General features: G+C 67.0%; 29 protein-coding genes. 24 read left to right on the forward strand and 5 right to left on the reverse strand.

Features of this window, described 5'->3' with window-relative positions; genetic code table 11:
• Positions 1 to 59 precede the first annotated feature (59 nt).
• The 3 genes from CFB49_RS03780 to CFB49_RS03790 all read right to left on the reverse strand — a co-directional run bounded on the left by CFB49_RS03780 (position 60) and on the right by CFB49_RS03790 (position 2,734).
• Positions 60 to 791, reverse strand: a complete 732-nt coding sequence (locus CFB49_RS03780) for a DsbA family oxidoreductase (protein ID WP_089434613.1) — start codon at positions 789 to 791, stop codon at positions 60 to 62.
• 181 nt (positions 792 to 972) lie between these two features.
• Positions 973 to 1,620, reverse strand: a complete 648-nt coding sequence (locus tag CFB49_RS03785) for a helix-turn-helix transcriptional regulator (RefSeq protein ID WP_011694181.1) — start codon at positions 1,618 to 1,620, stop codon at positions 973 to 975.
• A gap of 151 nt (positions 1,621 to 1,771) precedes the next feature.
• A complete protein-coding gene (locus tag CFB49_RS03790; protein ID WP_089490718.1) occupies positions 1,772 to 2,734 on the reverse strand; it encodes an ornithine cyclodeaminase family protein in 963 nt (320 codons plus the stop codon).
• A gap of 359 nt (positions 2,735 to 3,093) precedes the next feature.
• On the opposite strand from CFB49_RS03790, the gene CFB49_RS03795 reads away from it, so the two are divergent.
• The 10 genes from CFB49_RS03795 to groL all read left to right on the forward strand — a co-directional run bounded on the left by CFB49_RS03795 (position 3,094) and on the right by groL (position 11,228).
• On the forward strand, positions 3,094 to 3,873 hold the full coding sequence (locus CFB49_RS03795; RefSeq protein WP_069621213.1) for an ABC transporter substrate-binding protein: 780 nt from the start codon (positions 3,094 to 3,096) through the stop codon (positions 3,871 to 3,873).
• A 67-nt stretch (positions 3,874 to 3,940) separates the two neighbouring features.
• Positions 3,941 to 5,185 carry an NAD(P)/FAD-dependent oxidoreductase gene (locus tag CFB49_RS03800; RefSeq protein ID WP_089490719.1) on the forward strand — a complete coding sequence of 415 codons (1,245 nt, stop codon included), beginning with the start codon at positions 3,941 to 3,943 and terminating at the stop codon, positions 5,183 to 5,185.
• 306 nt (positions 5,186 to 5,491) lie between these two features.
• Entirely contained in the window at positions 5,492 to 5,851 is a 360-nt protein-coding gene (locus CFB49_RS03805; RefSeq protein WP_089490720.1) for a COG4315 family predicted lipoprotein, read from the forward strand.
• Between the two features lie 68 nt (positions 5,852 to 5,919).
• Positions 5,920 to 6,435, forward strand: a complete 516-nt coding sequence (locus CFB49_RS03810; RefSeq protein ID WP_089488204.1) for a sigma-70 family RNA polymerase sigma factor — start codon at positions 5,920 to 5,922, stop codon at positions 6,433 to 6,435.
• A complete protein-coding gene (locus tag CFB49_RS03815) occupies positions 6,432 to 7,214 on the forward strand; it encodes an anti-sigma factor family protein (protein WP_089490721.1) in 783 nt (260 codons plus the stop codon). The genes CFB49_RS03810 and CFB49_RS03815 overlap by 4 nt, the downstream gene beginning before the upstream one ends.
• A 26-nt stretch (positions 7,215 to 7,240) precedes the next feature.
• Positions 7,241 to 7,660: a quinol oxidase gene (locus CFB49_RS03820; protein ID WP_089435319.1), complete on the forward strand. Its 420-nt coding sequence runs from the start codon at positions 7,241 to 7,243 to the stop codon at positions 7,658 to 7,660.
• Positions 7,657 to 8,289, forward strand: coding sequence for a LolA family protein (locus CFB49_RS03825; protein ID WP_089490722.1), 633 nt, complete (start codon positions 7,657 to 7,659; stop codon positions 8,287 to 8,289). The genes CFB49_RS03820 and CFB49_RS03825 overlap by 4 nt, the downstream gene beginning before the upstream one ends.
• A gap of 43 nt (positions 8,290 to 8,332) precedes the next feature.
• The gene (locus CFB49_RS03830) at positions 8,333 to 8,845 is read left to right on the forward strand and encodes an SRPBCC family protein (RefSeq protein ID WP_089490723.1); all 513 of its coding nucleotides are present in this window, start codon (positions 8,333 to 8,335) and stop codon (positions 8,843 to 8,845) included.
• 402 nt (positions 8,846 to 9,247) lie between these two features.
• Entirely contained in the window at positions 9,248 to 9,541 is a 294-nt protein-coding gene (groES, locus tag CFB49_RS03840; protein ID WP_004186661.1) for a co-chaperone GroES, read from the forward strand.
• Positions 9,542 to 9,587: 46 nt separating this feature from the next.
• A complete protein-coding gene (groL, locus tag CFB49_RS03845; protein ID WP_069621205.1) occupies positions 9,588 to 11,228 on the forward strand; it encodes a chaperonin GroEL in 1,641 nt (546 codons plus the stop codon).
• Positions 11,229 to 11,412: 184 nt separating this feature from the next.
• Here groL and CFB49_RS03850 read toward each other — a convergent pair whose 3' ends face one another.
• Entirely contained in the window at positions 11,413 to 12,279 is an 867-nt protein-coding gene (locus CFB49_RS03850; RefSeq protein WP_050011689.1) for a hydroxymethylpyrimidine/phosphomethylpyrimidine kinase, read from the reverse strand.
• Between the two features lie 255 nt (positions 12,280 to 12,534).
• Between CFB49_RS03850 and CFB49_RS03855 the strand changes: the two genes are divergently transcribed.
• The 8 genes from CFB49_RS03855 (at position 12,535) to CFB49_RS03890 (ending at position 19,150) form a co-directional block, all read left to right on the forward strand.
• The gene (locus CFB49_RS03855) at positions 12,535 to 12,705 is read left to right on the forward strand and encodes a rubredoxin (RefSeq protein ID WP_004186709.1); all 171 of its coding nucleotides are present in this window, start codon (positions 12,535 to 12,537) and stop codon (positions 12,703 to 12,705) included.
• Between the two features lie 104 nt (positions 12,706 to 12,809).
• Positions 12,810 to 14,111 carry a hypothetical protein gene (locus tag CFB49_RS03860; RefSeq protein WP_069621203.1) on the forward strand — a complete coding sequence of 434 codons (1,302 nt, stop codon included), beginning with the start codon at positions 12,810 to 12,812 and terminating at the stop codon, positions 14,109 to 14,111.
• Positions 14,112 to 14,293: 182 nt separating this feature from the next.
• Positions 14,294 to 14,872, forward strand: coding sequence for a YqgE/AlgH family protein (locus CFB49_RS03865; RefSeq protein WP_069621202.1), 579 nt, complete (start codon positions 14,294 to 14,296; stop codon positions 14,870 to 14,872).
• On the forward strand, positions 14,869 to 15,318 hold the full coding sequence (ruvX, locus tag CFB49_RS03870; protein WP_034206571.1) for a Holliday junction resolvase RuvX: 450 nt from the start codon (positions 14,869 to 14,871) through the stop codon (positions 15,316 to 15,318). The genes CFB49_RS03865 and ruvX overlap by 4 nt, the downstream gene beginning before the upstream one ends.
• Complete coding sequence (gene pyrR, locus CFB49_RS03875; RefSeq protein ID WP_023475283.1) at positions 15,305 to 15,829, forward strand: bifunctional pyr operon transcriptional regulator/uracil phosphoribosyltransferase PyrR; 525 nt, start codon at positions 15,305 to 15,307, stop codon at positions 15,827 to 15,829. Before ruvX ends, pyrR begins: the two co-directional genes overlap by 14 nt.
• 73 nt (positions 15,830 to 15,902) lie before the next feature.
• Entirely contained in the window at positions 15,903 to 16,934 is a 1,032-nt protein-coding gene (locus CFB49_RS03880; protein WP_006476735.1) for an aspartate carbamoyltransferase catalytic subunit, read from the forward strand.
• 61 nt (positions 16,935 to 16,995) lie between these two features.
• Positions 16,996 to 18,273, forward strand: coding sequence for a dihydroorotase (locus CFB49_RS03885; protein WP_089490725.1), 1,278 nt, complete (start codon positions 16,996 to 16,998; stop codon positions 18,271 to 18,273).
• A 19-nt stretch (positions 18,274 to 18,292) separates the two neighbouring features.
• Entirely contained in the window at positions 18,293 to 19,150 is an 858-nt protein-coding gene (locus CFB49_RS03890; protein WP_089490726.1) for a lysophospholipid acyltransferase family protein, read from the forward strand.
• Positions 19,151 to 19,182: 32 nt separating this feature from the next.
• On the opposite strand, the gene CFB49_RS03895 is transcribed toward CFB49_RS03890, so the two are convergent.
• Positions 19,183 to 20,022, reverse strand: a complete 840-nt coding sequence (locus CFB49_RS03895; protein ID WP_089490727.1) for a symmetrical bis(5'-nucleosyl)-tetraphosphatase — start codon at positions 20,020 to 20,022, stop codon at positions 19,183 to 19,185.
• A 339-nt stretch (positions 20,023 to 20,361) separates the two neighbouring features.
• Between CFB49_RS03895 and rfbB the strand changes: the two genes are divergently transcribed.
• From rfbB to CFB49_RS03925, 6 genes are read left to right on the forward strand one after another with little or no spacing between them, the layout of a single operon-like run.
• Positions 20,362 to 21,423: a dTDP-glucose 4,6-dehydratase gene (gene rfbB, locus CFB49_RS03900; RefSeq protein ID WP_089434624.1), complete on the forward strand. Its 1,062-nt coding sequence runs from the start codon at positions 20,362 to 20,364 to the stop codon at positions 21,421 to 21,423.
• An 11-nt stretch (positions 21,424 to 21,434) separates the two neighbouring features.
• The gene (gene rfbA / locus CFB49_RS03905) at positions 21,435 to 22,328 is read left to right on the forward strand and encodes a glucose-1-phosphate thymidylyltransferase RfbA (RefSeq protein ID WP_089488208.1); all 894 of its coding nucleotides are present in this window, start codon (positions 21,435 to 21,437) and stop codon (positions 22,326 to 22,328) included.
• The gene (gene rfbC, locus CFB49_RS03910; protein WP_089490728.1) at positions 22,313 to 22,864 is read left to right on the forward strand and encodes a dTDP-4-dehydrorhamnose 3,5-epimerase; all 552 of its coding nucleotides are present in this window, start codon (positions 22,313 to 22,315) and stop codon (positions 22,862 to 22,864) included. The genes rfbA and rfbC overlap by 16 nt, the downstream gene beginning before the upstream one ends.
• Complete coding sequence (gene rfbD / locus CFB49_RS03915; RefSeq protein WP_089490729.1) at positions 22,857 to 23,756, forward strand: dTDP-4-dehydrorhamnose reductase; 900 nt, start codon at positions 22,857 to 22,859, stop codon at positions 23,754 to 23,756. Before rfbC ends, rfbD begins: the two co-directional genes overlap by 8 nt.
• Positions 23,749 to 24,657, forward strand: coding sequence for a glycosyltransferase family 2 protein (locus tag CFB49_RS03920; protein ID WP_179234855.1), 909 nt, complete (start codon positions 23,749 to 23,751; stop codon positions 24,655 to 24,657). Before rfbD ends, CFB49_RS03920 begins: the two co-directional genes overlap by 8 nt.
• Positions 24,658 to 24,714: 57 nt before the next feature.
• Positions 24,715 to 25,497: an ABC transporter permease gene (locus CFB49_RS03925; protein ID WP_089434629.1), complete on the forward strand. Its 783-nt coding sequence runs from the start codon at positions 24,715 to 24,717 to the stop codon at positions 25,495 to 25,497.
• The last annotated feature ends 8 nt before the right edge of the window (positions 25,498 to 25,505 follow it).

Below are 25,505 nucleotides of genomic sequence, written 5' to 3' on the forward strand. Positions count from 1 at the left end.
GTGGCAGGAGCGTCGCGTAGTGGCGCGCGTGGCCCGGCGCGCGTGAAGCGGGATGCGCGTTACGCGCGCGCCGGCAGTTCGCAGCCGTCGGGGCCGCAGGCGGCTGCATCGCCGTCGCCGAGTTCGACGATGCCGTCGCGCCACGCCTGGTCGAGTGCTTGCGCGAACGCGTCGGCCGGCTGCGCGCCCGATACCGCGTAGCGGCCGCCGAACACGAACAGCGGCACGCCGCGCCCGCCGATCCGCGCGGCGCGCGCGATGTCGGCGTCGACTTCGTCGCGGTACGCGTCGCTGCGCAGTACGGCTTCGACGGCCGAGCGCTCGAGCCCGGCTTCGACCGCGAATTCGGTCAGTTCGGCATGATCGAACAGCGAGCCGTGCTCGCAGAAATACGCGCGATACAGGCGCTCGGTCAGCGCATGCGCGCGGCCCGTCGCTTGCGCGAGCTTCACGAGCCGGTGGCCGTCGAGCGTGTCGCCGACCAGCGTGCCGGGCAGGTCGTAGCGCAGCCCGACGCTCGCGGCCGCGTCGGTCACCTGGCGCAGCATCTGGTCGACCTGCGCGGGCGCCATCCGGTACTTGCTCGCGAGCATCGCTTCGACCGGCTCGACGGGCTGGCCGGGCATCAGCCGGTACGCGCGCAGCACGACGTCGACGCGATCGGCGTGCGCGAACGCGGCCAGCGCCTCGTCGAAGCGGCGCTTGCCGATCCAGCACCACGGGCAGATCAGGTCGGACCAGATTTCGACGGTCAGGGTCGGGCGGTCGGTCGGGGCGGGAGCGGTCGTCATGGGCGGTCCGGGGACGGCAAAAAAGTGTAACTGAGACTATATCACTTTATGCTTCGAGGCTCCGTCGTCCGCGGCCCGTGCGGCATGCAGCCGCGCCCGCGTATCGCGAAGCGTCGACGCGGAAACGGTCGCCCGGTGCCGATGGCCGGGCCCGACCGTCCTTGCGGCCGCCGCTGCGCGCTCAGGCGTCGCCCTGCGTTTCCTTCAGATGCTTCAGATGCTTGTAGACCGTCGCGCGCCCCATCCCGAGCACGTTCGCGACGTAGTTCGCCGCGCTCTTGCCCCGAAACGCGCCTTCCGCGTACAGCGCCTCGACGAGTTCGCGTCGATGCTCGCGCGTGAGCCCGTTCAGCCCGACCTGCCGCTCGCGCAGCCAGCCGTGCAGGAACGTGTTGATGCGCTCCTGCCAGTCGTCGCGGAACAGTTCGTCGGGCTGTGCGACGACGCCCGCGCCCTTGATGAACAGGTCGAGCGTCGCGCGCACCTCGTCGAACACCGCGATGTTGAAGTTGATGCACATCATCCCGGCCGGGCGGCCTTCGTCGTCGAACAGCACGTTGCTCACGCAGCGCATCCGTCGGCCGTCCCAGTTCAGCTTCTCGTACGGGCCGATCACGCGCTCGCGCGCCGAATGATCGATTTCCTCGAGCGCGGAATCGTCGCCGACCTCGCGCTTCGACAGGTTGTTCGCCAGATACAGCACGGTCTGGTCGTGCAGGTCGTGGATCACGACTTCCGCGTACGGAAAGAACAGCGCGGCGATACCGTCGGCGATCGGCGCATAGCGGGTGAGCAGCAGGTCTTTGACGGGAGATTTCTTCTTGCGCATCGGTATCGCGATCTCGGGTGGGCGGGAGCCGGGCAGCGTGTCGGGTCGGCGGGCCGGCGCACCGTCGGCCGGCATGCCCGTGCGCCCGCGCGCCCGCGCGCGGCCGCCGCGGCGGTTGCGCCATTGTATCGGCCCCGCGCGCGCGGGGCGCTCATCCGCGCGTCAGATGCGTGTACAGCGCGTGCGCGATCGCGATGTCCTCGAGTCCGAGGCCGATCGAGCGGAACAACGCGTGACGCGTGCGCGACGGCGCCCCGCAGGTGCCGGCGACGAGCGCGGGCAGGTCGCCGACGATCCGGCCGGCATCCCAGCCGTACTCGGCCGCCGCGATCTGCATTTCGCCGGCGCTCGCGGGCGTCGTGTGCCGGTAGTCGCAGTAGACGTCCATGTCCGGCAGCCACGCGGGCGGGATTTCGTGCGCGCGCGCGACGTTCGTGCTGATCGACGTGACGAGCGCGGGGCGCGTGAGCATCCCGTCGCCGAGCACGGGCGTGCCCGACGACGTGCACAGCATCACCACGTCCGCGTCGCGCACGCACGCCTCGACGCTCGCCGCCGCGCGGGCGCGCGGGTCGAGCGCGGCGAGGCTCGCCTGCAGCGCCGCATCGCCGGCCAGCGCGGGCGAGTACACGCGGATCGAGTCCCAGTCGCGCAGCGCCGCCGTGTGCCGCAGGTGTGCGAGGCCGACCGCGCCCGCGCCGACGATCGCCAGACGACGCGCGTCGCGCGACGCGAGGCAGTCGAGCGCGAGCGCCGTCGTGCCGGCCGTGCGTTCGACGGTCAGCAGCCCCGCGTCGCACCACATCAGCGGCTGGCCGGTTTGCATCGACATCAATGCGGTCCATGCGGTGACGACGGGTTTGCCGCCCGTCACGATGTACGGCGACAGCTTCGCGCCGAATACCTGCGCATCGGCGAGCGCGCCGAGATACGTGATGAAGTCGCCGGCCTGGTCGGGAAACAGCGTGAGCGTTTGCGGCGGCTGCACCGCGCGCGCCGCGGCGAGCGACGCGAACATGCGGCGCAGCGTGCCGAGCACGTCGAGCGACGGCAGCGCCGCGCGCACTGCGGCTTCGTCGACGGTCAGCGGCAGGGTGGGGACGGTTTGCGTCATCGGGACATCTCCGGTGCGGGCTGGACAGAAAGTCTCGAAAGACGGTGTCCGGCGGGGTTTGTTGTGGATTAAAAGTCTAATATAGACAAACGAAACCGGGATGGTTTTTCTTTTCGAGACGTCGTGGTCGGGCCGGACTCATGAAAAACGTCATGGAATCAACGGTATTTTGCGTGATCGACGAAATTTGGATGTCGAGCGACACGGTGATCTTCTCGTATCCCCTATAGTCTACAGTAGACTTTTAGTCTATATTTCGCGTGCAGGACCCGACACCTTGGCATGCAGCCGCCTGCGTCGAATGCCGACCCGGCGCGCGACCGATCTTCATCGCCTCACTCCAGAACGGAAGGACCGTCATGAACTGGAAACTTTCCCTCTGCGCCGCTGCGGCGCTCGCGTGCGCGGTCGTCACCGCTCATGCGGAACAGACCACGTTGCGCTTCGGGATCGAAGCCGCCTATCCGCCGTTCGAGAGCAAGACGCCGGCCGGTCAGCTGCAGGGTTTCGACGTCGATGTCGGCAACGCGGTATGCGCGAAGCTGAACATGAAGTGCGTGTGGGTCGAGAATGCGTTCGACGGGCTGATCCCGGCGCTGCAGGCGCGCAAGTTCGACGCGATCAACTCGGCGATGAACATCACCGCGAAGCGCAAGCAAAGCATCGACTTCACGCCGGCGATCTACGTGGTGCCGATCGTGATGGTCGCGAAGCGCGGCTCGCCGCTGAAGCCCGACGTCGCGAGCCTGCGCGGCAAGCACGTCGGTGTACTGCAGGGCTCGTCGCAGGAGGATTTCCTGAAGGCGCACTGGGCCAATGCGGGCGTGGCCGTCGTGTCGTATCAGGATCAGGACCAGATCTACGCCGATCTCGTCGCGGGGCGTCTCGACGCGGCCGTGCAGGAAGCGCAGACCGCGCAGGACGGGTTTCTCGACAAGCCCGCCGGCCGCGACTACCGGATCGTCGGCGAGCCGCTGAAGGATCCGGCGACGCTCGGCGAAGGCACCGGCTTCGGGATGCGCAAGAACGACAAGGCGCTGCAGGCGAAGATCGTCGGCGCGCTCGATGCGCTGAAGCAGGACGGCACGCTGAGCGCGCTGTCGCAGAAGTACTTCAAGCGCGACATCATCGCGAAGTAAGCGCTGCCGCGTGCCGGCCGCGGGGCCGGCGCACGGCGCATCCCATCTCGACGCAGTGCGGGGAACCATGGATTTCGACGTCATCGTTCTGGGGGCCGGCATCGTCGGCGTGTCGTCGGCGCTGCATCTGCAGGATCGCGGGCTGCGCGTCGCGCTCGTCGACCGGCGCGCGCCCGGCGAGGAAACCAGCCACGGCAATGCGGGGCTGATCGAGCGCTCGTCGGTCGTGCCGTATGCGTTTCCGCGCCGGCTCGGCACGCTGCTGCGCTACGCGCGCAACCGTTCGGTCGACCTCTATTGGGACGCCCGCGCGCTGCCGGCGTATGCGGGCTGGCTCGCGCGCTTCTGGCGCGAATCGTCGCCGCGGCGGCTCGCGGCCGCCGCGCGCGACCTGCTGCCGCTCGTCGCGGCGAGCGTCGTCGAGCACGATGCGCTGCTCGCGCGCACTGACGCGCAGCCGCTCGTGCACGACGGCGGATGGATCGAGGCGTTCCGTTCGTCCGCGCTGTTCGACGCGCAAGCGCGCGCGCAGCAGCAGGTCGCCGCCGCGCACGGGCTGCGGATGACCGTGCTCGACGCGCATGCGTTGCGCGCGCGCGAGCCCGGTATCGGCGACGCATTCTGCGGCGCCTTCCACTGGCAGGACCCGAAGACCGTGTCGAGCCCGGGCGGGCTGACCAAGGCCTATGCGCGGCTGTTCGAGCGCGACGGCGGCACGTTCGTGCACGGCGACGCAACGACGCTCGTGCAAGTGGATGACGGCTGGCAGGTTCGATCCGAACACGGGCCGATCTCGGCGCGTTCGGCCGTGGTCGCGCTCGGGCCGTGGTCCGATCAGGTATTCGCGCCGCTCGGCTACCGGATTCCGCTGCGCGCGAAGCGCGGCTATCACATGCATTACCGGCCGACGCGCACGCCGCTGAACGTGCCCGTGTGCGATACCGAGGCCGGTTTCGTCGTCGCGCCGATGGAGGGCGGTCGCTTGCGGCTCACGACGGGCGTCGAGATCGCCCCGCGCGACGCGCCGCCGACCGGCGTGCAACTCGCGCGCGCCGAACCGCTGGCGCGCGACGCGTTCGGCATCGGCGAGCGGCTCGATCCGGAACCGTGGCTCGGGATGCGGCCGTGCACGCCCGACATGCGTCCGGTGATCGGGCCCGCGCCGCGCCATCGCCATTTGTGGTTCGCGTTCGGCCACTGCCATCACGGGCTCACGCTTGGGCCCGCGACCGGCCGCCTGCTCGCCGAAATGATGACCGGCGCGCCGACTTATATCGATCCCCGTCCGTATCGGCCCGCACGTTTCGGCTGAACCGGCCGCACGCCGATGCGGCGTCGGCCGCCGGCACGCGCCGGTGGCAACGCGCGTGTTTGGAAATTCGCGCTGTCGAAACGATCTGCGTAATCGACAAGAAAGACCTTCACGCGTCCGGCGTTCTTTCGTCGCATGAATGGTCGCCACCGCTCGTCGTCGCGCCGCCGCATGGAATAACCGGCCGCCGCCGTCCGTTTACATACCAAGTTCCGGCACAGCCGGCCGGCGGGATAATGATCGCGACGAAGCCGATCGTCCCGTTCGGCGGCGCCGTGTCGCGACACGACGCCAAGGAGAACGGGAATGAAACGGATGCTCTTCGCTGCCGCGCTGACGGCGGCGATCGTGCGGCCGGCGGCCGCGGAACCGCCCCGGGTCGGCGACGGGAAACTGGTCGACGAAGCGCACATGACGCTGTACGTGTTCGATCGCGATGCGCCGGGCAAGAGCATGTGCGACGGCACCTGCGCGGCCAATTGGCCGCCCGCGCTCGCCGACGCGTACGACAAGGCGTCGGGCGAACTGAGCCTCGTCGCCCGCGACGACGGCAAAACGCAATGGGCATACCGCGGCCGCCCGCTGTATCGCTGGAAGATGGACCACAAGGCCGGCGACGCGGGCGGCGACGGAATCGGCGGCATGTGGCACGTCGCGCGGCCGTGACCGTGGCCGTGGCGTGACCGTGACCGTGACCGTGACCGTGGCCGCGCGGCGACGCGCGAGGCGTCCCGATGAGCTATGAATCGGACCTGCTGGTGTGGCTTCCGCATCTCACGCGCTATGCGCGTGCGCTGACGGGCGAGCGTGCGTGGGCCGACGATCTCGTGCAGGACACGCTCGAGCGCGCGCTGAACCGGCCGCCGCGCGACGGCGGCAACCTGCGCGCATGGTTGCTGACGCTGTTGCGGCACCGCTTCATCGACCAGTTGCGCGCGCGGCACGAGATCGCGGTCGACGACGCGACGGCGCCGTGGCAGACGATGGCCGCGCCGGCCGGCGAGGTCGGCGGGCTCGAATTGCGCGACGTGCAGCGCGCGCTGTACCGGCTGCCGGTCGAACAGCGCGAGGTGCTGCTGCTGGTCGCGCTGGAGGAGTTGAGCTATCGCGATGCCGCGCAGGTGCTCGGCGTGCCGGTGGGCACGGTGATGTCGCGGCTCGCGCGGGCGCGCGCGCAGATGCGCGCGTTGCTGTCGGACGCGCCGTCGACGCACGGCACGGCCACGTTACGGGTGATCGGGAAGCCATGATGGACGATCCGCGCAAGCCGTCGAACGAGCAGGAAGACGATGCGTCGGCGCAACTGCTGTCCGCGCTGCTGGACGGCGAACTGTCCGGGCACGAGCGGCGCGAGATGCTCGCGCGCCTGCAGGCCGATCCGCAGGAAGCCGAGCGATTCGCGCATTACCGCGCACAGCGCGATGCGCTGAAGGCGCTGTTTCCGTTGCCGGGCGCGGCGCCCGCGTTGTTCGTGCAGCGCCGCGCGCCGCGCTGGCGTGCCGTCGCGCACGCGTTCGCGGGGCTGGCGGCCGGGCTGCTGATCGGTGTCGCGCTGCATGCGGGCTGGGCGGCGTTCGGCCGCGAACCGGCGTTCGTCGCGCGCGCCGATGTCGCCTACGCCGTGTACGCGGCCGACCGCGAGCATCCGGTGGAAGTCGGTGCGACCGATCCCGAGCGTCTCGCCGCGTGGTTGTCGGCGCGCGTCGGCCGGCCGGTGCGCGCACCGTCGCTGGACGAATACGGTTACGCGCTGCTCGGCGGCCGGCTGCTGCCAGGCGACGCGGGGCCGGCCGCGCAGCTCATGTACCAGCGCGCGGACGGCGCACGCGTGACGCTGTACATGACCGCATACGAAGTGCGGCGTCTCGCGCCGCAGGCGCTGTCGGCCGACGGCCGCTACACGTATTTCTGGTCGGATCGCGGCATGGGTTATGCGCTGTCCGGCCGTGGCGACGAACGGCGTCTGCGCGAGCTCGCGATCGACGCATGCGGTGCGCTGGGCGGGCCGACCGACGCGTGGAAAGGATGACGCACGGCGCCCGCGGGGAGCAGGCGATGAAGATGACGATGATGAAGGCGCTCGTGCTCGCGGTGTTCGCCGCGGGCACGGTGCTTGCGCAGGCGGATGGCGACACGCCCGTGCGCGTGCCGGTCGACGCGGACGGTGTGCAGCGTGTGACGATCGTCGGCGGCAGTTATTTCTTCCGGCCGAATCGCGTGATCGTCCGCGCGCACGCGCCGGTCGAACTGACCGTGTCGGCCGAGCCCGGCGTGGTGCCGCACAGTTTCGAAATCGACGCGCCGCAGGCCGGCATCGCGGTACGCACCGAGCTCGGCACGACGCCGAGGACGTTTCGTTTCACGCCGGTGCAGCCGGGGCGATTCGCCTACTATTGCACGCACCGGCTGCTGTTTTTCAGCAGCCATCGCGAGCGCGGGATGGAAGGCGTGCTCGAAGTCGAGGCGGCGCCGTGATCGCCGCGTTGCTGGCCGCGAGCCTGATAGGAGCGAGCATGACAGCCGATCCCGTGACCGTCGCGCAGGCGCATTTCGACCACGTCCGCTCGTACCGCGCGACGATCCGCTCGTCGGCGCGCGACGGCGAGCGCACCGAAATCCGTTACGCGTACCTGAAACCGGGCTTCGTCCGGATGGATTTCGTGTCGCCGCATCGCGGCGCGGTGCTCGCGTACGATCCCGGCGACGGCAAGGTCAGGCTGCGCCCGTTCGGCACGCACGCGCCGCCCGCGCTGACGCTGTCGCCGTCCAATCCGCTCGTGCGCGACCGCACCGGCCACCGGGTCGACCGCTCGGACGTCGGCGAACTGCTGCGCAACGTTCATGCGCTGCAGCAGGGCGGTGCGACGGTGACCGAAGGCGAGGAGGCCGTCGGCGGCCGGACCGCGCAGCGCGTGCTGGTCACGGGCGCGCCCGCGCACGCGGTCGACGGCGTGCACCGCTACCGGTTGTGGCTCGACACCGCGGACGGTTTTCCGCTGAAGGTCGTCAGCTATGCCGGCGACGACGACGTGCCGCTCGAAACCGTGACGCTCGACGACGTGGAGATCGACGTCGCGTTTCCCGAGCGTTTCTTCGCGCCCTGACGGCGCGCCGAGCCGCGTTCCTGACGCGCATGCCGGAGGCTGCATGGCGGAGTACCGGTTTTCGACGACCTGGCGGGTGGATGCGCCGCTCGCGGCGGTCTGGGACGCGATCTACCAGGTCGATCGCTGGCCCGACTGGTGGAAGGGCGCCGTGCGCACCGTCGAGCTCGAGCCTGGCGACGCGCGCGGCGTCGGCGCGTTGCACCGGTATACCTGGAAGGGCGCGCTGCCGTACCGGTTGACCTTCGACATGCGCGTGCGGCGCGTCGAGCGGCCGCATGCGCTCGAAGGCCATGCGAGCGGCGCGATCGAGGGCGACGGCTGCTGGTCGTTCGCCGCCGACGGCGCGCGCACCGTCGTGCGCTACGACTGGCACATCCGCACGCACGGCTGGATGAACTGGCTGGAGCCGCTCGCGCGGCCGCTGTTCCGATGGAACCACGACGTCGTGATGCGCGAAGGCGCGAAGGGGCTCGCGCGCCGGCTGGGCGCGATCGTCGAGACCGACGGCCGGACCTTCCGGCCGCTGGCCGGCGCGGACTGCGCCGACGCGTGAAACCGGCCCGGCGATGCCGGCCAGCGAGCACGTCGCGGCAGACGAAATCGACGCCCGCACGGTTTTTTTGATGCAATGTCGCCGGTTCCAGGAACTCCGGGCTTACCCGGTGTCCAAACGGGGCTGGATGGGGTCAGCGGGCCGCACGGGCCTGCCTGCCGGGGCGGCCACATTCGTCATCGCTTTGTTTTAAAAGGGGTTTTTGTTGTTTTTGTTGTTTTTGTCCGTTTTTCCCGCCGCGTCGCCGTCCCGAAAATTCCTCCGGTTTCCCTTCTTGAATTTGTCAAAACCCGTCCATATAATTAGCACTCGCTGCACGAGAGTGCTAACAATTCTCTGCCGGGCGCCAAGCCGGGCAGCTTCCCTAAGCGTTCTTCAATCTCAGTCAAGAGAGGAGTGAATATGAACCTTCGTCCTTTGCACGATCGCGTGATCGTCAAGCGCCTGGATCAGGAAACCAAGACCGCCTCGGGCATCGTGATCCCCGACGCCGCTGCTGAAAAGCCGGATCAGGGCGAAGTCCTGGCCATCGGCCCGGGCAAGCGCGACGACAAGGGCGCCCCGATCGCGCTCGACGTGAAGGTCGGCGATCGTGTCCTGTTCGGCAAGTACGCAGGTCAGACCGTGAAGGTCGACGGCCAGGAACTGCTGGTCATGCGCGAAGAAGACATCATGGCCGTGGTCAACGCCAAGTAAGCGTCCTCCGACGGTACATATTCCCAAGAATTCAAGGAGTTAGAAGATGGCAGCTAAAGACGTCGTATTCGGCGATTCCGCCCGTTCGAAGATGGTCGAAGGCGTGAACATTCTCGCCAACGCAGTCAAGGTCACGCTCGGTCCGAAGGGCCGCAACGTCGTGCTCGAGCGCAGCTTCGGCGGCCCGACGGTCACCAAGGACGGTGTGTCGGTCGCGAAGGAAATCGAGCTGAAGGACAAGCTCCAGAACATGGGCGCGCAAATGGTCAAGGAAGTCGCTTCCAAGACCAGCGACAACGCAGGCGACGGCACGACGACGGCAACCGTCCTCGCGCAATCGATCGTTCGCGAAGGCATGAAGTACGTCGCATCGGGCATGAACCCGATGGACCTGAAGCGCGGCATCGACAAGGCGGTCGCAGCGGCTGTCGACGAGCTGAAGAAGATCAGCAAGCCGTGCACGACCAACAAGGAAATCGCACAGGTCGGCTCGATCTCGGCGAACAGCGACTCGTCGATCGGCGATCGCATCGCTGAAGCGATGGACAAGGTCGGCAAGGAAGGCGTGATCACCGTCGAAGACGGCAAGTCGCTGGCCGACGAGCTCGACGTCGTCGAAGGCATGCAATTCGACCGCGGCTACCTGTCGCCGTACTTCATCAACAACCCGGACAAGCAAGTCGCCGTCCTCGACAACCCGTTCGTGCTGCTGCACGACAAGAAGGTGTCGAACATCCGTGATCTGCTGCCGGTGCTCGAGCAAGTCGCGAAGGCTGGCCGTCCGCTGCTGATCATCGCTGAAGACGTCGAAGGCGAGGCACTGGCCACGCTGGTCGTCAACAACATCCGCGGCATCCTGAAGACCGTTGCGGTCAAGGCGCCGGGCTTCGGCGATCGTCGCAAGGCGATGCTGGAAGACATCGCGATCCTGACCGGCGGTCAAGTCATCGCGGAAGAAACCGGCCTGACGCTCGAGAAGGCAACGCTGGCAGAACTGGGCCAGGCGAAGCGCATCGAAGTGGGCAAGGAAAACACGACGATCATCGACGGCGCAGGCGAAGCTGCAAGCATCGAAGCACGCGTGAAGCAAGTGCGCGCGCAAATCGAAGAAGCGACGTCGGATTACGACCGTGAAAAGCTGCAAGAGCGCGTGGCCAAGCTGGCTGGCGGCGTTGCGGTGATCAAGGTCGGTGCTGCGACCGAAGTCGAAATGAAGGAAAAGAAGGCACGTGTCGAAGACGCACTGCACGCGACGCGCGCAGCTGTGGAAGAAGGCATCGTCGCAGGTGGCGGCGTTGCGCTGATCCGCGCACGCACCGCGATCGCAGGCCTGACCGGCGCGAACGCCGACCAGAACGCCGGCATCAAGATCGTGCTGCGCGCAATGGAAGAGCCGCTGCGCCAGATCGTCACGAACGGTGGCGAAGAAGCCAGCGTCGTGGTGGCGGCGGTTGCTGCAGGCAAGGGCAACTACGGCTACAACGCAGCAACGGGCGAGTATGTCGACATGGTTGAAGCCGGCGTCGTCGACCCGACCAAGGTCACGCGCACCGCACTGCAGAACGCAGCTTCGGTTGCAGGCCTGCTGCTGACGACGGACGCAGCTGTCGCGGAACTGCCGAAGGAAGACGCACCGATGCCGGGCGGCATGCCGGGCGGCATGGGCGGCATGGGCATGGACATGTAATCGACTTCGGTCGACGGTGTCCGGAGCGCGCAGCGATGCGCGTTCCAGCCAAAAGAAAAGACCCGCAGCGATGCGGGTCTTTTTTTATGCGTGCGAGGTTTGATGCGGGCGCGGGGCGGCCGGATACGTCACGCGTCAACGCGGCGCGGCGTGCGGCGGCGAGACCGGCCTGCCGCGTCGCGACTCAATGCCGATGCGACGTCCTCGGCACCAGGTCGGCCTTCACGGCCGGCGGCGTGTCCGACTCGTCGTTGCTGCGCGCCCAGAAGAACCGGTCGGGCAGGTACGCGCCCATGCCGGGCCGGAACGCGTCGCGCACGGCCTGATACAGGTATTCCTGCGCCTCGCGCACGGCTTCCGGCGGTTCCTGGCCGTTCGCGAGCAGCGCCGCGATGGCCGCGCCGAGCGTATCGGTGATGCCCATCAGCCGGTGCGGCGAGCGATCCCACATGTCCTCGCGAAGCTGGCCTTCCTCGCCGTACAGCGTATTGACGAGCCGGTGCGAGCCCGTTTCCGACGACAGGATGTATTCGCAGCCCTGCGACAGCAGGTGCGACACGGCCGCGTCGAGATTCGGCGCCTCGGCATCGCCGTCCGGCTGCGCGAGCGCGATCAGCGTCGCGTGGTCGGCCACCAGCAGCGTGGTTTGCGGCGCGAGCAGGTCCGCGATCGATTCGCGCAGGTCGTCGGCGGCGAGCACGTGTTCGTCGTCGAGCGTGAAGTCCGGCGCGAGCACGAGCGGCACGCCGTCGTAGTCGGCAACGACTTCGGCGATCGCGCTCACGACTTCCGCGCGCGTCGCCGCGCCGATCTTGAACGCGGCAACCGGCATGTCCTCGAGCAGCATGCGCGCCTGTGCGGCGACGACGTCGGGGTCGAGGCCGGTCACTTCATCGCAGGCGGCCGAGTCGCGCACGGTATAGCCGGTCAGGACGGACACGCCGTGACAGCCCATGCTCGCCAGGGTCATCAGATCGGCTTGGAGGCCGGAGCCGCCGGTGGGATCGGACAGGCCGAAGGTGAGGACGATCGGAGGGGCGTTGCTGGACATGTAAAAATGGGGCAAGAGAAAAACGGACAAGCGACGGAGATGCGGACGGCGAGGCGAATGGGCTTGTTTGGCCCTGTGTTGCCCGGCAGGCCGCACTTTTCAACCATTATGCGGTGGAATCCGGCCGGTACGACGGATTTTTTAGCGCAGCGCAACGTAGTTGCCGTCCTCCAGCGCGATTGCTAGGCAGTCCGGCCCCGACACGGTACCATCATGGCTCCCGAATTTACCGACTTTTCCCCGACGCGGCTTAAGATGGAATACAAGAGCTGGATGTGCCTGATTTGTGGCTGGATTTACGACGAAGAAGCCGGGCTGCCGGAAGAGGGCATTGCCCCGGGCACGCGCTGGGAAGACGTCCCGATCAACTGGACGTGTCCCGAATGCGGCGCCCGCAAGGAAGACTTCGAGATGGTCCAGATCTGATCGGACCGCTGGCCCACGGACACTCCGCTCAGGCCTCGCACCGGCCCGGCGCTTGCGCGCCGCGGTTCGCGCGAGCGACTTGACGATGACAGGCGCGCGTGTCCATGACGTCCGATCCGGCGAACGTTCCCCACCCTGACGCATTGCCCAACCCGCGCGGCGGGGCCGTACGCGCGGCCGACGCGTGGCTGGCGGCGGCCGCCGACGCATTCGAGCGGCGCGACGATGCCGCAGCGCCGCTTGCGGCGGCCGCGGCCGTGCTCGCGGAAGCCGGCTGGCTGCCGGCCGCCCGTTTTGCCGGCCAACTGTCGGCCGCCGTGCCACTCGTCGCCACCGAGCCGACGTCGGCCGGCTGGCGCGCGGCGCTGCACGATTTTCGTGCGGCCGTCGGGCGCCACAACCTGCGCGAGCTCGCGTGCTCGCCGGTTCTCTTCGAGCATTTCCGTGCGTTGCGCGCGCAAAGCGCCGCCGACCTGCGCGCGAGCACGCCGCTCGATGCGCTCGCGCTGGTCGGCCGCGCGGTGCCGCCTGCCACGCTGCGTGCGCTGCCCGACGCCTTCGCGCCCCGTATTCGCGCCCGCTACGAGCAGGCGCTGCTCGGCGTGCTGCGCACCGAACACGGCGTGCCGGGCGCGGCGCTCGACGAAGTCGACGCGATGCTGGCCGTGCTTACTGACGACGGACCGTACGATTTCTGGCGACTCGCGGCCGCGTGCGTGCGCGCGCTGCGCGCGAGCGGCGCCCCCGAGCTGAAGCGCTTTCTCGCGCGAATCAACCTGCTGCTGGGCGAACACGCGCAGGGCCGGCGCAGCGCGCCGCCCGAGCTGGTGCGGGAAACGGTCGCGCTGCTATGGCGCGATTTCGCGCTGTTCGGCGCCGCGGCCGAGGACGTCGCGCTCGTCGACGTGCTGCACGACTACGGGTTGACGGTCGACTGGCACGTCGCCGGCACGCCCGCATCCGAAGCGTTGTGGGAAGCCGATGCCGCGCGGGCCGAGCACGATGCGCTCGCCGCCGCGCCCACGCGCGCGCTCGGCGTCGTGACCGTCAACGCGCATGCCTATGAGGATTTCCTGCAGACCGCCGATGCGTCGATGGCCGACCTGGCGGCCAACCCGGCCACGGCCGACGCCGGCGCCGCATGGCATGCGTCCGCCGCCGCCTACCGGGTCGGCACGGCCGCGTGCGCGCTCGGGCTCGGCCACGCGGCGCTGCTGGCCGACACGCTGGGCCTGGCGTGGCGCCGTGCGGCGCACGGCGTGCCGCTCGCCGACGGCGGCCTCGATGCGCACCGCCACGCGTCCGATATGCTGCGCGCGGCGCTCCTGAAGATCGCGGCCGGCGTCGCGCCGCCGGATCTCACGGCGGCGTCCGAAGCGCTCGGCACGGCCCTCGGCCGGGCCTGACGAACAAGGGGGCGAACACGCGACGGCGGCCCGTGCCGCGCGGGCCCGCAACACGCTGCCGACAGCGCCCGCGCGCGTGTTAGAGTGCCGTGTGATCCGCGCGCGCCGTTGCCAGCGCGGCGCGGCGTTGCTTGTTGATCGCGGCCCGGTCAGGTCGCGGCGTCTTTGCTAAAATTCAAACCATGTCAAAGCCTTCCGATCGCATCAATCTCACCAACCAGTTCCTGATCGCCATGCCGAACATGGCCGATCCGACGTTCTCGGGAACGGTGATCTATCTTTGCGATCACAGCGAGCGCGGTGCGCTCGGCCTCGTCATCAACCGTCCTACCGACATCGACCTCGAATCGCTGTTCAACCGCATCGACCTGAAGCTCGACATCGAGCCGCTGCTGCACATTCCCGTGTACTTCGGCGGCCCGGTCCAGACCGAGCGCGGCTTCGTGCTGCACGAGCCGGTCGAGGGCGCGAGCTACAACTCGTCGATGTCCGTCGACGGCGGGCTCGAGATGACGACGTCGAAGGACGTGCTCGAGGCGGTCGCAACGGGCAACGGCCCGAAACGCTTCCTGCTGACGCTCGGCCATGCGGGCTGGGGCGCCGGGCAGCTCGAGGAAGAAATTTCCCGCAACGGCTGGCTGACGGTCGCCGCCGATCCGCGCATCGTGTTCGACACGCCGGCCGAAGAGCGCTTCGAAGCCGCGCTCGGCCTGCTCGGCGTCAGTTCGTCGATGCTGTCCGGCGAAGCAGGGCACGCATGAGTGGCGCGAGCGCGCGCGATGCGACGCTCCTGGCGTTCGACTACGGCGAAAAACGGATCGGCGTCGCGATCGGCAACGCGCTGACGCGCTCGGCCCGTGCGCTCGTCGTGATCCAGAACCTGAACCGCGAACACCGCTTCAAGGCGGTCGGCGACCTGCTGGCCGAATGGCGGCCGGACGCGCTTGTCGTGGGCCTGCCGATGCATCCGGACGGCACGCCGCACGACATGACGCAGCAGGCGAAGCGCTTCGGCAACCAGCTGAACGGCCGCTTCGGGCTGCCCGTCACGTGGATCGACGAGCGCTATTCGTCGGTCGAGGCCGAGGCCGGGCTGCGCGAGCGCAACGTGCGCGGCCGCGCCCGCACCGACATGCTCGATGCCGAAGCCGCGCGCGTCATCCTTCAACAGTATCTCGATCAATTGTCCGACCATGAGCACCATTGACGCCGAGGCGCTTTACCGCGTCCTGCTCGACCAGATCCGCGCCGCGTACGGCACGGCGTTCGCCGAACCGGGCGGCCCGCGGCTCGCCGGCATTTACAGCGGCGGCGCGTGGCTCGCCGAGCGCCTCGCGCGCGATCTCGGCGCGCCGGCGTTCGGCGTCGTCAACGTCGCGCTGCATCGCGACGACTACGCGAAGAAGGGGCTGCACAGCCAGGCCAGCCCGACGTCGCTGCCGTTCGAGATCGACGGCGCGCGCATCGTGCTCGTCGACGACGTGCTGTACACCGGGCGCACCGTGCGCGCGGCGCTCAACGAGCTGTTCGACTACGGTCGTCCGGCCGCGGTCGAGCTCGCGGTGCTCGCCGATCGCGGCGGCCGCGAGCTGCCGGTCGCCGCACGCTTCGCGGGCGGCACGCTCGACGTGCCGGCCGACGCGACGCTCGTGCTCGCGCGCGACGATGCGCGCTTCACGCTGCGTATCGAGGCCCACAGCGAGTCGCACGGCGCCTGAACGACACGCGAACCGTATCCCGGGCCGCTGGTTTGCACCGCGGCCCGTTTGCATAGTTGGAATCACGCACACCATGACCACCGACACCACTGGCCGCACCGGCAATCCCGCGGCGGCCGCGAGCCCCGACCGGTTCCGCTACGGTTTCCTGAAGGGCAACCCGCAGCTCACGAAAAACGGCGAGCTGAAGCACCTGCTGTCGATCGAGGGCCTGCCGCGCTCGATCGTCAATCACATCCTCGATACGGCCGAGCAGTTCGTCAGCGTGACGGACCGTGAAGTGAAGAAGGTGCCGCTGCTGCGCGGCAAGTCCGTGTTCAACCTGTTTTTCGAGAACTCGACGCGCACGCGCACGACCTTCGAGATCGCCGCGACCCGCCTGTCGGCCGACGTGCTGAACCTGAACATCAATGCGTCGTCGACGAGCAAGGGCGAATCGCTGCTCGACACGATCAACAACCTGTCGGCGATGCATGCCGACCTGTTCGTCGTGCGCCACGCGTCCAGCGGCGCGCCGTACCTGATCGCCGAGCACTGCGCGCCGCACGTGCACGTGATCAACGCCGGCGACGGCCGCCACGCGCACCCGACGCAGGGCCTGCTCGACATGTACACGATCCGTCACTACAAGCGCGACTTCACGAAGCTGCGCGTGGCGATCGTCGGCGACATCCTGCATTCGCGCGTCGCGCGCTCCGACATCCATGCGCTCACCACGCTCGGCGTGCCGGAAGTGCGCGCGATCGGCCCGCGCACGCTGCTGCCGGGCGGCCTCGAGCAGATGGGCGTGAAGGTGTTCCACAACCTCGACGAGGGGCTGAAGGGCGTCGACGTGATCATCATGCTGCGCCTGCAGAACGAACGGATGAGCGGCGCGCTGCTGCCGTCGGCGCAGGAGTATTTCAAGACGTGGGGCCTGACGCCCGAGCGCCTCGCGCTCGCCGCGCCCGACGCGATCGTCATGCACCCGGGCCCGATGAACCGCGGCGTCGAGATCGATTCGCAGGTCGCCGACGGTCCGCAATCGGTGATCCTCAACCAGGTCACGTTCGGCATCGCCGTGCGGATGGCGGTAATGGGCATCGTCGCCGGCAACAGCGACTGAGCGCGCTTTCGCGCATCCTCGTTCAGGCATTCAACGCAATCAACGCATTTACAGACAGCGCATGAAGATTCATATCCAAGGCGGCACGCTGATCGACCCGGTCGCCGGCACCGAACGACAGGCCGACGTATTCGTCGCGGACGGCAAGATCGCCGCGCTGGGCAGCGCACCGGCCGGTTTCACCGCGGACAAGACGATCGACGCATCGGGCCTGATCGTCGCGCCCGGCCTCGTCGACCTGTGCGCGCGGCTGCGCGAGCCCGGCTACGAACACAAGGCGACGCTCGCGTCCGAGATGGCCGCGGCCGTCGCGGGCGGCGTCACGACCCTCGTGTGCCCGCCCGACACCGATCCCGTGCTCGACGAGCCTGGCCTCGTCGAGATGCTCAAGTTCCGCGCGCGCAACCTGCATCAGGCGAACGTGCATCCGCTCGGCGCGCTGACCGTCGGCCTCAAGGGCGAAGTCATCACCGAGATGGTCGCGCTGACCGAATCCGGCTGCGTCGGCTTCACGCATGCGAACGTGCCGGTGCGCGACACGCAGGTGCTGCTGCGCGCGCTGCAATACGCGAGCACCTACGGCTACACGACGTGGCTGCGTCCGCTCGACGCGTTCATCGGCCGCGGCGGCGTGGCCGCGAGCGGCGCGCTCGCGTCGCGGCTCGGGCTGTCCGGCGTGCCGGTCGCGGCCGAGACGATCGCGCTGCACACGATTTTCGAACTGATGCGCGTGACGGGCGCGCGCGTGCACCTCGCGCGGCTGTCGTCGGCGGCCGGGCTGGCGCTCGTGCGTGCAGCGAAGGCCGAGGGGCTGCCCGTGACCTGCGACGTCGGCGTGAACCACGTCCACCTGATCGACGTCGACATCGGCTACTTCGATTCGCAGTTCCGGCTCGATCCGCCGCTGCGCGGCGAGCGCGATCGTGAAGCGATCCGCGTGGCGCTCGCCGACGGCACGGTCGACGCGATCTGCTCCGATCACACGCCGGTCGACGACGACGAGAAGCTGCTGCCGTTCGGTGAAGCGACGCCGGGCGCGACGGGGCTCGAGCTGTTGCTGTCGCTGACGCTGAAGTGGGCGGACGAGACGCGCACGCCGCTCGCGCAGGCGCTGCGCCGCATCACGTCCGCGCCGGCCGACGTGCTGCAACTGCCGGCAGGGCGCCTCGCCGAAGGCGGCGCGGCCGACCTGTGCGTGTTCGATCCGCGCGCGCACTGGCGCGTCGAGCCGCGTGCACTGAAGAGCCAGGGCCACAACTCGCCGTTCCTCGGCTACGAACTGCCGGCCACCGTACGCGCGACGCTCGTGGCCGGGCAGGTCGCGTTCGAGCGCCACTGAACCACGCCGGACCTTCGCCATGACCGCTCTTCGCAAGCTGCGTCTCGTCTTTCACCTGTTGCGCGGCATGGTGATCGTCGCGCTGCGTTTTTCGCACGTCACGCCGGCGCACCGCGCCGAGTTGACGCGTCGCTGGTCGCTCAAGATGCTGCGCATCTGCGGGATGCGCCTCGTCGTCCACAACGACGGCGCGCGGCTCGATGCGAGCGCGCTCGTCGTGGGCAACCACGTGTCGTGGCTCGACATCTATGCGGTCAATGCGTGGCGGCCGACGCCGTTCGTGTCGAAAGCGGAGGTGCGGCAGTGGCCGGTCGTCGGCTGGCTCGCCGAAAAGCTCGACACCGTGTTCCTGCAGCGCGAGAAGCGCACCGAGGCGATGCGGATCATGCACGAGATGGCCGAGCGCCTGCGCAACGGCGGTGTGATGTGCGTGTTTCCGGAAGGGACGACGTCCGACGGCCAGGATCTGCTGCCGTTCCATGCGAACCTGTTCCAGGCCGCGGTGTCGGCCGGGTGCGCGGTGCAGCCGATCTGCCTGATGTACGAGGACGCGCACGGGCGGCAGTCGGTCGCGCCGGCCTATACGGGCGATCTGTCGCTCGGCAAGTCGCTCGACATGGTGCTGCGCGGCGGCCCGCTCGTCGCGCATCTGTACGTGTGCGAGCCGATCCCGCCGGGCGGTGATCGTCGTGCGACATCCGCGGCGGCGCGCGATGCAATCGCAACTGCGCTGGCGACGTTGCAGGAGAAGGTCGGCAAGCCGACGGCCGAGTCGCTCGCCGAGTTGCAGAAGCATGCGTATCCGGCGACCGAGCTCGGCGCCGACGGGGCGGGGGATGCGACTGCCGATGCGCCCGTGCCGGGGCGCGAAGGCTGACGCGTCGGCGGCGCGCGTGAATCAGCGTGCCGTCATTCGCCGCCCGGCGTGCGGCACGCTTCGCACTGCACCTGCGTGACCGTGCGCTGGGCCGGATCGGCCGTCAGCCGCACGGCTGACAACTGATTCCCCCATACGCATCCCGAATCGAGCGCGACGACGTTGTCGCGCAGCATCAGGCCGAGCGCGGCCCAGTGCCCGAACACGACCGTCACGTCCTCGGTGCGGCGCCCCGGCACGTCGAACCACGGCAGGTAGCCGGGCGGCGCGCTGTCGGGGCCGCCGTTCGCCTTGAATTCCATCGCGCCATCGGGCGTACAGAAGCGCAGGCGCGTGAACGCGTTGAACGCGACACGCATCCGGTCGCGTTTTTTCAGGTTCGGACTCCATTGGTTCGGCTCGTTGCCGTACAGGCCTTGAAGTGTGTCGCGCCAGTCGGGGGCGCGGAGTGCGCGCTGGAGTTCGTCGGCGAGTTCGAGCGCGAGCGTGGTGTCCCATTGCGGTAGCACGCCGGCGTGGACGAGCAGCTTTCCGTCTTCGACATGCACGAACGGGCGGTGGCGCACCCAGTCGAGCAGCGCGTCGGCGTCGGGCGCGTCGAGGATCTCGCCGATGGTGTCGCCCGGGCGCTCGGTGCGCAGGCCGGCGGAGACCGCGAGCAGGTGGAGGTCATGGTTGCCGAGCACGACGGTCGCGCGCGGGCCGAGGTCGACGACCGCGCGCAGCGCGGCCAGAGAGCCCGGCCCGCGGTTGACGACGTCGCCGGCAATCCAGAGGGGCGTGTCGGCGGGGGCTGAAAGCTTGTCAAGCAGCGACTGGAAAGCGGAATGGCAGCCTTGGATGTCGCCGATGGCGATGGGGGGGAGGGTCATGAGAGGCGAATCCTGCGGGGTTCTCGGATAAAAGAAGAGTACTTGGCGGATGCCGGAATTTTCGGGATTCTTGTTCTCTAAAATGCCATTGATTTGAAAAGAAATTTCGTTCCCAGTCCGGGTGCGGAGCGCTGTATCAAGTTGTTAGCGGCATGGCTTTTGCGTGGCTTGGCTCCCTATAATTGTCGTTTTCCCGAACAAAATTAGCATTTCATGACTTTGGCGGTCATGTCGACCGGTTAAAATTCCCGGTCTGATGCGGCGACCACGGTTGCTTGCTATGAATCTGAAGCGGCCGGTGTCCAACGGCGCCGGCCGCGCATTACTAGAGGGAGCCTCATGATCCTGGTTACGGGCGGCGCGGGTTTTATCGGTGCCAACTTTGTACTCGACTGGCTGCGCGATTCCGACGAGGCCGTGCTCAACGTCGACAAGCTGACGTATGCAGGGAATCTTCGCACGCTCAAGTCGTTGGACGGAGACCCGAAGCATGTGTTCGCGCGCGTCGATATATGTGACCGTGACGCTCTCGACGCGCTGTTCGCCGAGTACAAGCCGCGCGCGGTGCTGCACTTTGCCGCCGAAAGCCACGTCGATCGTTCGATTCACGGTCCTGCGGACTTCGTGCAGACCAACGTCGTCGGCACGTTCACGCTGCTCGAGGCGACCCGACAGTACTGGAACGGCCTCAACGACGCCGACAAGGCTGCGTTCCGCTTCCTCCACGTGTCGACCGACGAAGTGTTCGGTTCGCTGTCGGCGACCGATCCGCAATTCTCCGAGACGACGCCGTACGCGCCGAACAGCCCGTATTCCGCGACGAAGGCCGGCTCGGACCACCTGGTGCGAGCCTACCATCATACGTACGGCCTGCCGACGCTGACGACGAACTGTTCGAACAACTACGGTCCGTACCAGTTCCCCGAGAAGCTGATTCCGCTGATGATCGCGAATGCGCTCGCCGGCAAGCCGCTGCCGGTGTATGGCGACGGGCAGAACGTGCGCGACTGGTTGTATGTCGGAGACCATTGCAGCGCGATCCGCGAGGTGCTCGCCCGCGGCGTGCCCGGCGAGACGTACAACGTCGGCGGCTGGAACGAGAAGAAGAACCTCGAAGTCGTGCACACGCTGTGCGACCTGCTCGACAAGGCACGCCCGAAGGCGGCCGGTTCTTATCGCGACCAGATCGCCTATGTGACCGATCGCCCCGGCCACGATCGCCGCTACGCAATCGATGCGCGTAAGCTCGAACGCGAACTCGGCTGGAAGCCTGCGGAAACGTTCGAGACAGGCCTCGCGAAGACGGTCGACTGGTATCTCGGCAATCAGGCTTGGGCTGACGAAGTGGCGTCGGGCGAGTATCGCAAATGGGTCGAGACCAACTACGCGAAACGAGCCTGAGGAGCAATGCGATGGCACGTAAAGGCATAATCCTCGCCGGCGGCTCCGGCACCCGGCTGTATCCGATCACGCACGTCGTGTCGAAGCAGTTGCTGCCGGTGTACGACAAGCCGATGATCTATTACCCGCTATCGACGCTGATGATCTCGGGTATCCGCGACGTTCTGATCATTTCGACGCCGCAGGACACACCGCGTTTCGAGTCGATGCTCGGCGACGGTAGCCAGTGGGGGATGAACATCCAGTATGCGGTGCAGCCGTCGCCTGATGGACTCGCGCAGGCGTTCATCATCGGCAAGGAATTCGTGGGCAACGATCCGTCGGCGCTGATCCTTGGCGACAACATCTTCTACGGCCACGATCTCGCGAAGCAGCTCGAGCGCGCGCATGCGCAGGAAGCCGGCGCGACCGTGTTCGCGTATCACGTGCATGATCCGGAACGTTACGGCGTCGTCGAATTCGACAAGTCGTTCCGCGCGTTGTCGATCGAGGAGAAGCCCGCAAAGCCGCGTTCGAACTACGCGGTGACGGGCCTGTATTTCTACGATAACCGCGTGTGCGACATCGCGGCCGACATCGAGCCGTCGCCGCGCGGTGAGTTGGAAATCACCGACGTCAACTCGCGATATCTCAAGGATGGCGCGCTTAATGTCGAGATCATGGGGCGCGGTTACGCGTGGCTCGATACCGGCACGCACGATTCCTTGATCGAGGCAGCCAGCTTCATCGCGACGCTGCAGAAGCGGCAAGGCCTCGTTGTCGCGTGCCCGGAGGAAATCGCCTACCGCCGCAACTGGATCGACGCGGAACAGGTGCTGAAGCTCGCACAGCCGCTCGCGAAGAACGCGTACGGCCAGTATCTCAAGAACATTCTTACGGACAGAGTTGCATGGCCATCCAAGTAACGGCGACGGCGCTGCCCGAAGTCAAGATCATCGAGCCGAAGGTGTTCGGCGACGCACGCGGGTTCTTCTACGAAAGTTTCAACGGGAAAGAATTCGCCGAGCAGGTCGAGGCTGGTGTCGAATTCGTGCAGGACAACCATTCGCGGTCGTCGAAGGGCGTGCTGCGCGGGCTGCACTATCAGATCCAGCACGCGCAGGGCAAACTCGTGCGTGTTGTCGAAGGCGAGGTGTTCGACGTCGCGGTCGATATTCGTAAGCGTTCGCCGAACTTCGGCAAGTGGGTCGGCGTTCTCCTGTCGAACGACAATCATCGTCAGCTATGGGTGCCACCTGGGTTCGCGCACGGTTTCGTCGTGCTGTCGGACGCTGCGCAGTTCCTTTACAAGACGACCGATTACTGGTTTCCGGAGCACGAGCGCAGCATCGTGTGGAACGACCCGGCGATCAGGATCGAATGGCCGATTGATTTCGAGCCGCTGCTGGCCGCGAAGGACGCGGCGGGCAAGCGTTTGAGCGAAGCCGAAGTCTATGCATGAGATGGGCGTGAAACCTGAGCCGACGATCCTCGTGACGGGCGTGAACGGTCAGGTCGGATTCGAATTGTTGCGCGCGTTGCAAGGGTTGGGGCGTGTAGTGGCGTGCGATCGTTCGATGCTCGACCTGTCCGATCTCGAGCGCGTGCGTAGTGTCGTGCGCGAGTTGAAGCCGTCGATCATCTTGAATCCGGCCGCCTATACGGCCGTCGACAAGGCCGAGACGGACATCGATGCCGCGCGTCGGATGAACGCCGATGTGCCGCGTGTCTTCGCGGAGGAAGCGGCGCGCAGCGGCGCGGCGCTGGTTCATTACTCGACCGATTACGTGTTCGACGGCACCAAAGAGGGCGCCTATGTCGAAACGGACGCGACCAACCCGCAGAACGTCTATGGGCTGACCAAGCTCGAAGGCGAGCAGGCGGTCGCGGCGACAGGATGTGCGCACGTGGTTCTGCGGACGAGCTGGGTGTACGGGCGGCGCGGCAAGAACTTCCTGCTGACGATGCTGAAGCTAGCGAGCGAGCGTCCGGAACTGCGGGTAGTCGCGGATCAGATCGGCGCGCCGACCTGGTCGAAGACTATCGCCACGGCTACGTCGCACATCGTCGCACAGGCGTTGGCTGCTGGTGATGCGCACTGGTGGGCGCAGCGTTCCGGCGTGTATCACTTCACGTCGGCCGGTGCGACATCGTGGCACGGGTTTGCCGAAGCCATCTTTGCGGAGGCGATGGGCGAGCGTGCGCCGAAGGTCGTGCCGATTCCGGCAAGCGACTATCCGGTGCCTGCGAAGCGTCCGGCAAATTCGAGATTGTCTCTCGACAAGCTGGCCGGGACGTTCGGCCTGCATATGCCGGTTTGGGACGATGCATTACGGCTCTGTCTGAGTGAGTAACTCCAACGAACTATCGGCCCGTCGGAAGCGCACGGGCATCGTGATCGTCTTCTATCGACCGGACCGCGATTGCGTGGCCCGGGCGAACCGGCTCGCGGCTACGTGGCCATGCGTGGTCGTCGACAATACCGAATCCGTATCCACGGCGGATGCGTTGGGGTTGGACGACGGAATCGACTACCTGGCAAACGGTGCGAACCGGGGCATTGCCACGGCGCTCAACCAGGGCGTCGAGCGATTGCTTGACGCAGGTTGCACGAGTGCGCTGCTGTTCGATCAGGACAGCGAACCCTCGGCGCAGCTGCTGACGGAACTGCCGCAACTACTCGACGATGAGCGCGCACGCAATCAGCGCGTGGCGCTCATCGGGCCGGCATACGAAGATGCGCGCTTGGGCGGAATCGCACCGTTTGTCCGTTTTGGCTACCTGAAGCTGCAACGCATCGAGCCGACCGGGACACGACCGGTCGACGTCGATTTTCTGATTACGTCAGGTTCGTGCATCAATCTCGCGGCGTGGCGCGACATCGGTCCCATGGACGATACGCTGTTCATCGATTTCGTTGATTTGGAGTGGTGCGTTCGCGCGCGTTCGAAAGGCTACGCGGTACTGGGCGCGCCGACACTGCGGCTTGCGCACGAACTTGGCGGTGAACCCGTGCGCGTGTTCGGCAGAAAGTATCCAGGGCATAGTGCGGTGCGCCATTACTACCTGTTCCGTAATGCCGTGGCGCTGATCAGACGCAGTTACGTGCCCTGGACCTGGAAATCGACCGAACTCGTCAAGATGCCGTTTCGTCTTGCGATCTATGCGCTTTTCATGCAGCCTCGCCTGACTCACTTGCGGCTGTCGCTGCTGGGCATCTGGCACGGGATACTCGGCCGTGCCGGAGCGCTCTGATTTCGTCGGCGATAATTGTCCGATGATTCCCTATTCATTCATTTCTCGAAAGCTTGCATGCTGAATCTCTCACTCGCTGACCTCAAGAAAAGTATCGCATCGTGGCGATTGTGGACGCTGCTCGGGTGGCTTGAAATCCGGCAACGCTATGCGCGCTCGCGTCTCGGGCCCTTCTGGCTCACGATCAGCATGGGCGTGATGATCACGTCTCTGGGTATCGTCTACGGCACGCTGTTCGGACAGAAGATCAACGAGTATCTGCCGTTCCTGGCGTGCAGTCTTGTGCTGTGGGGCATGTTTTCGGCGACCATCCAAGAAGGGAGCGTCGCATACATCAATAGCGCGTCCTATATCCGCCAGATGGCGACCCCGAAGCTGATCTATATCCTGCAAGTCGTCTGGCGAAATCTTATTGTGCTCGCCCACAATTTCCTGATTGTGATCGTGTTGCTGGCGATTTTTGGTGTAAAGCGGTGGGACACGTTGCCGATCTTCATACCGGCGCTTCTGATTTATGTCATCAACGCGATGTGGATCGCAATGACGATCAGCCTGCTGTCCGCGCGTTTTCGCGACCTCCCGCAGATTGTCGGCGCATTGCTTCAGGTTGCGTTCTACGTGACGCCGATCATCTTCCGGCCGGACTCGCTGACCCGCTTTTCGTTCATCGTCGAATGGAATCCGCTCGCATATCTGATCGACCTCGTGCGTAGTCCGTTGATCGGGCAGGTCCCGAGCGTGACGACATGGGCGGTCACGATTGGCATGGCGCTGATTGGATGGCCTGTCGCGTTGCTCATGACCGGGCGCTATCTCAAGCGCATTCCGTACTGGGTTTGAGGTGCGTA

The organism is Burkholderia sp. AU17457 (genome assembly GCF_002223255.1).
GTDB classification, from domain to species: Bacteria; Pseudomonadota; Gammaproteobacteria; order Burkholderiales; family Burkholderiaceae; genus Burkholderia; species Burkholderia sola.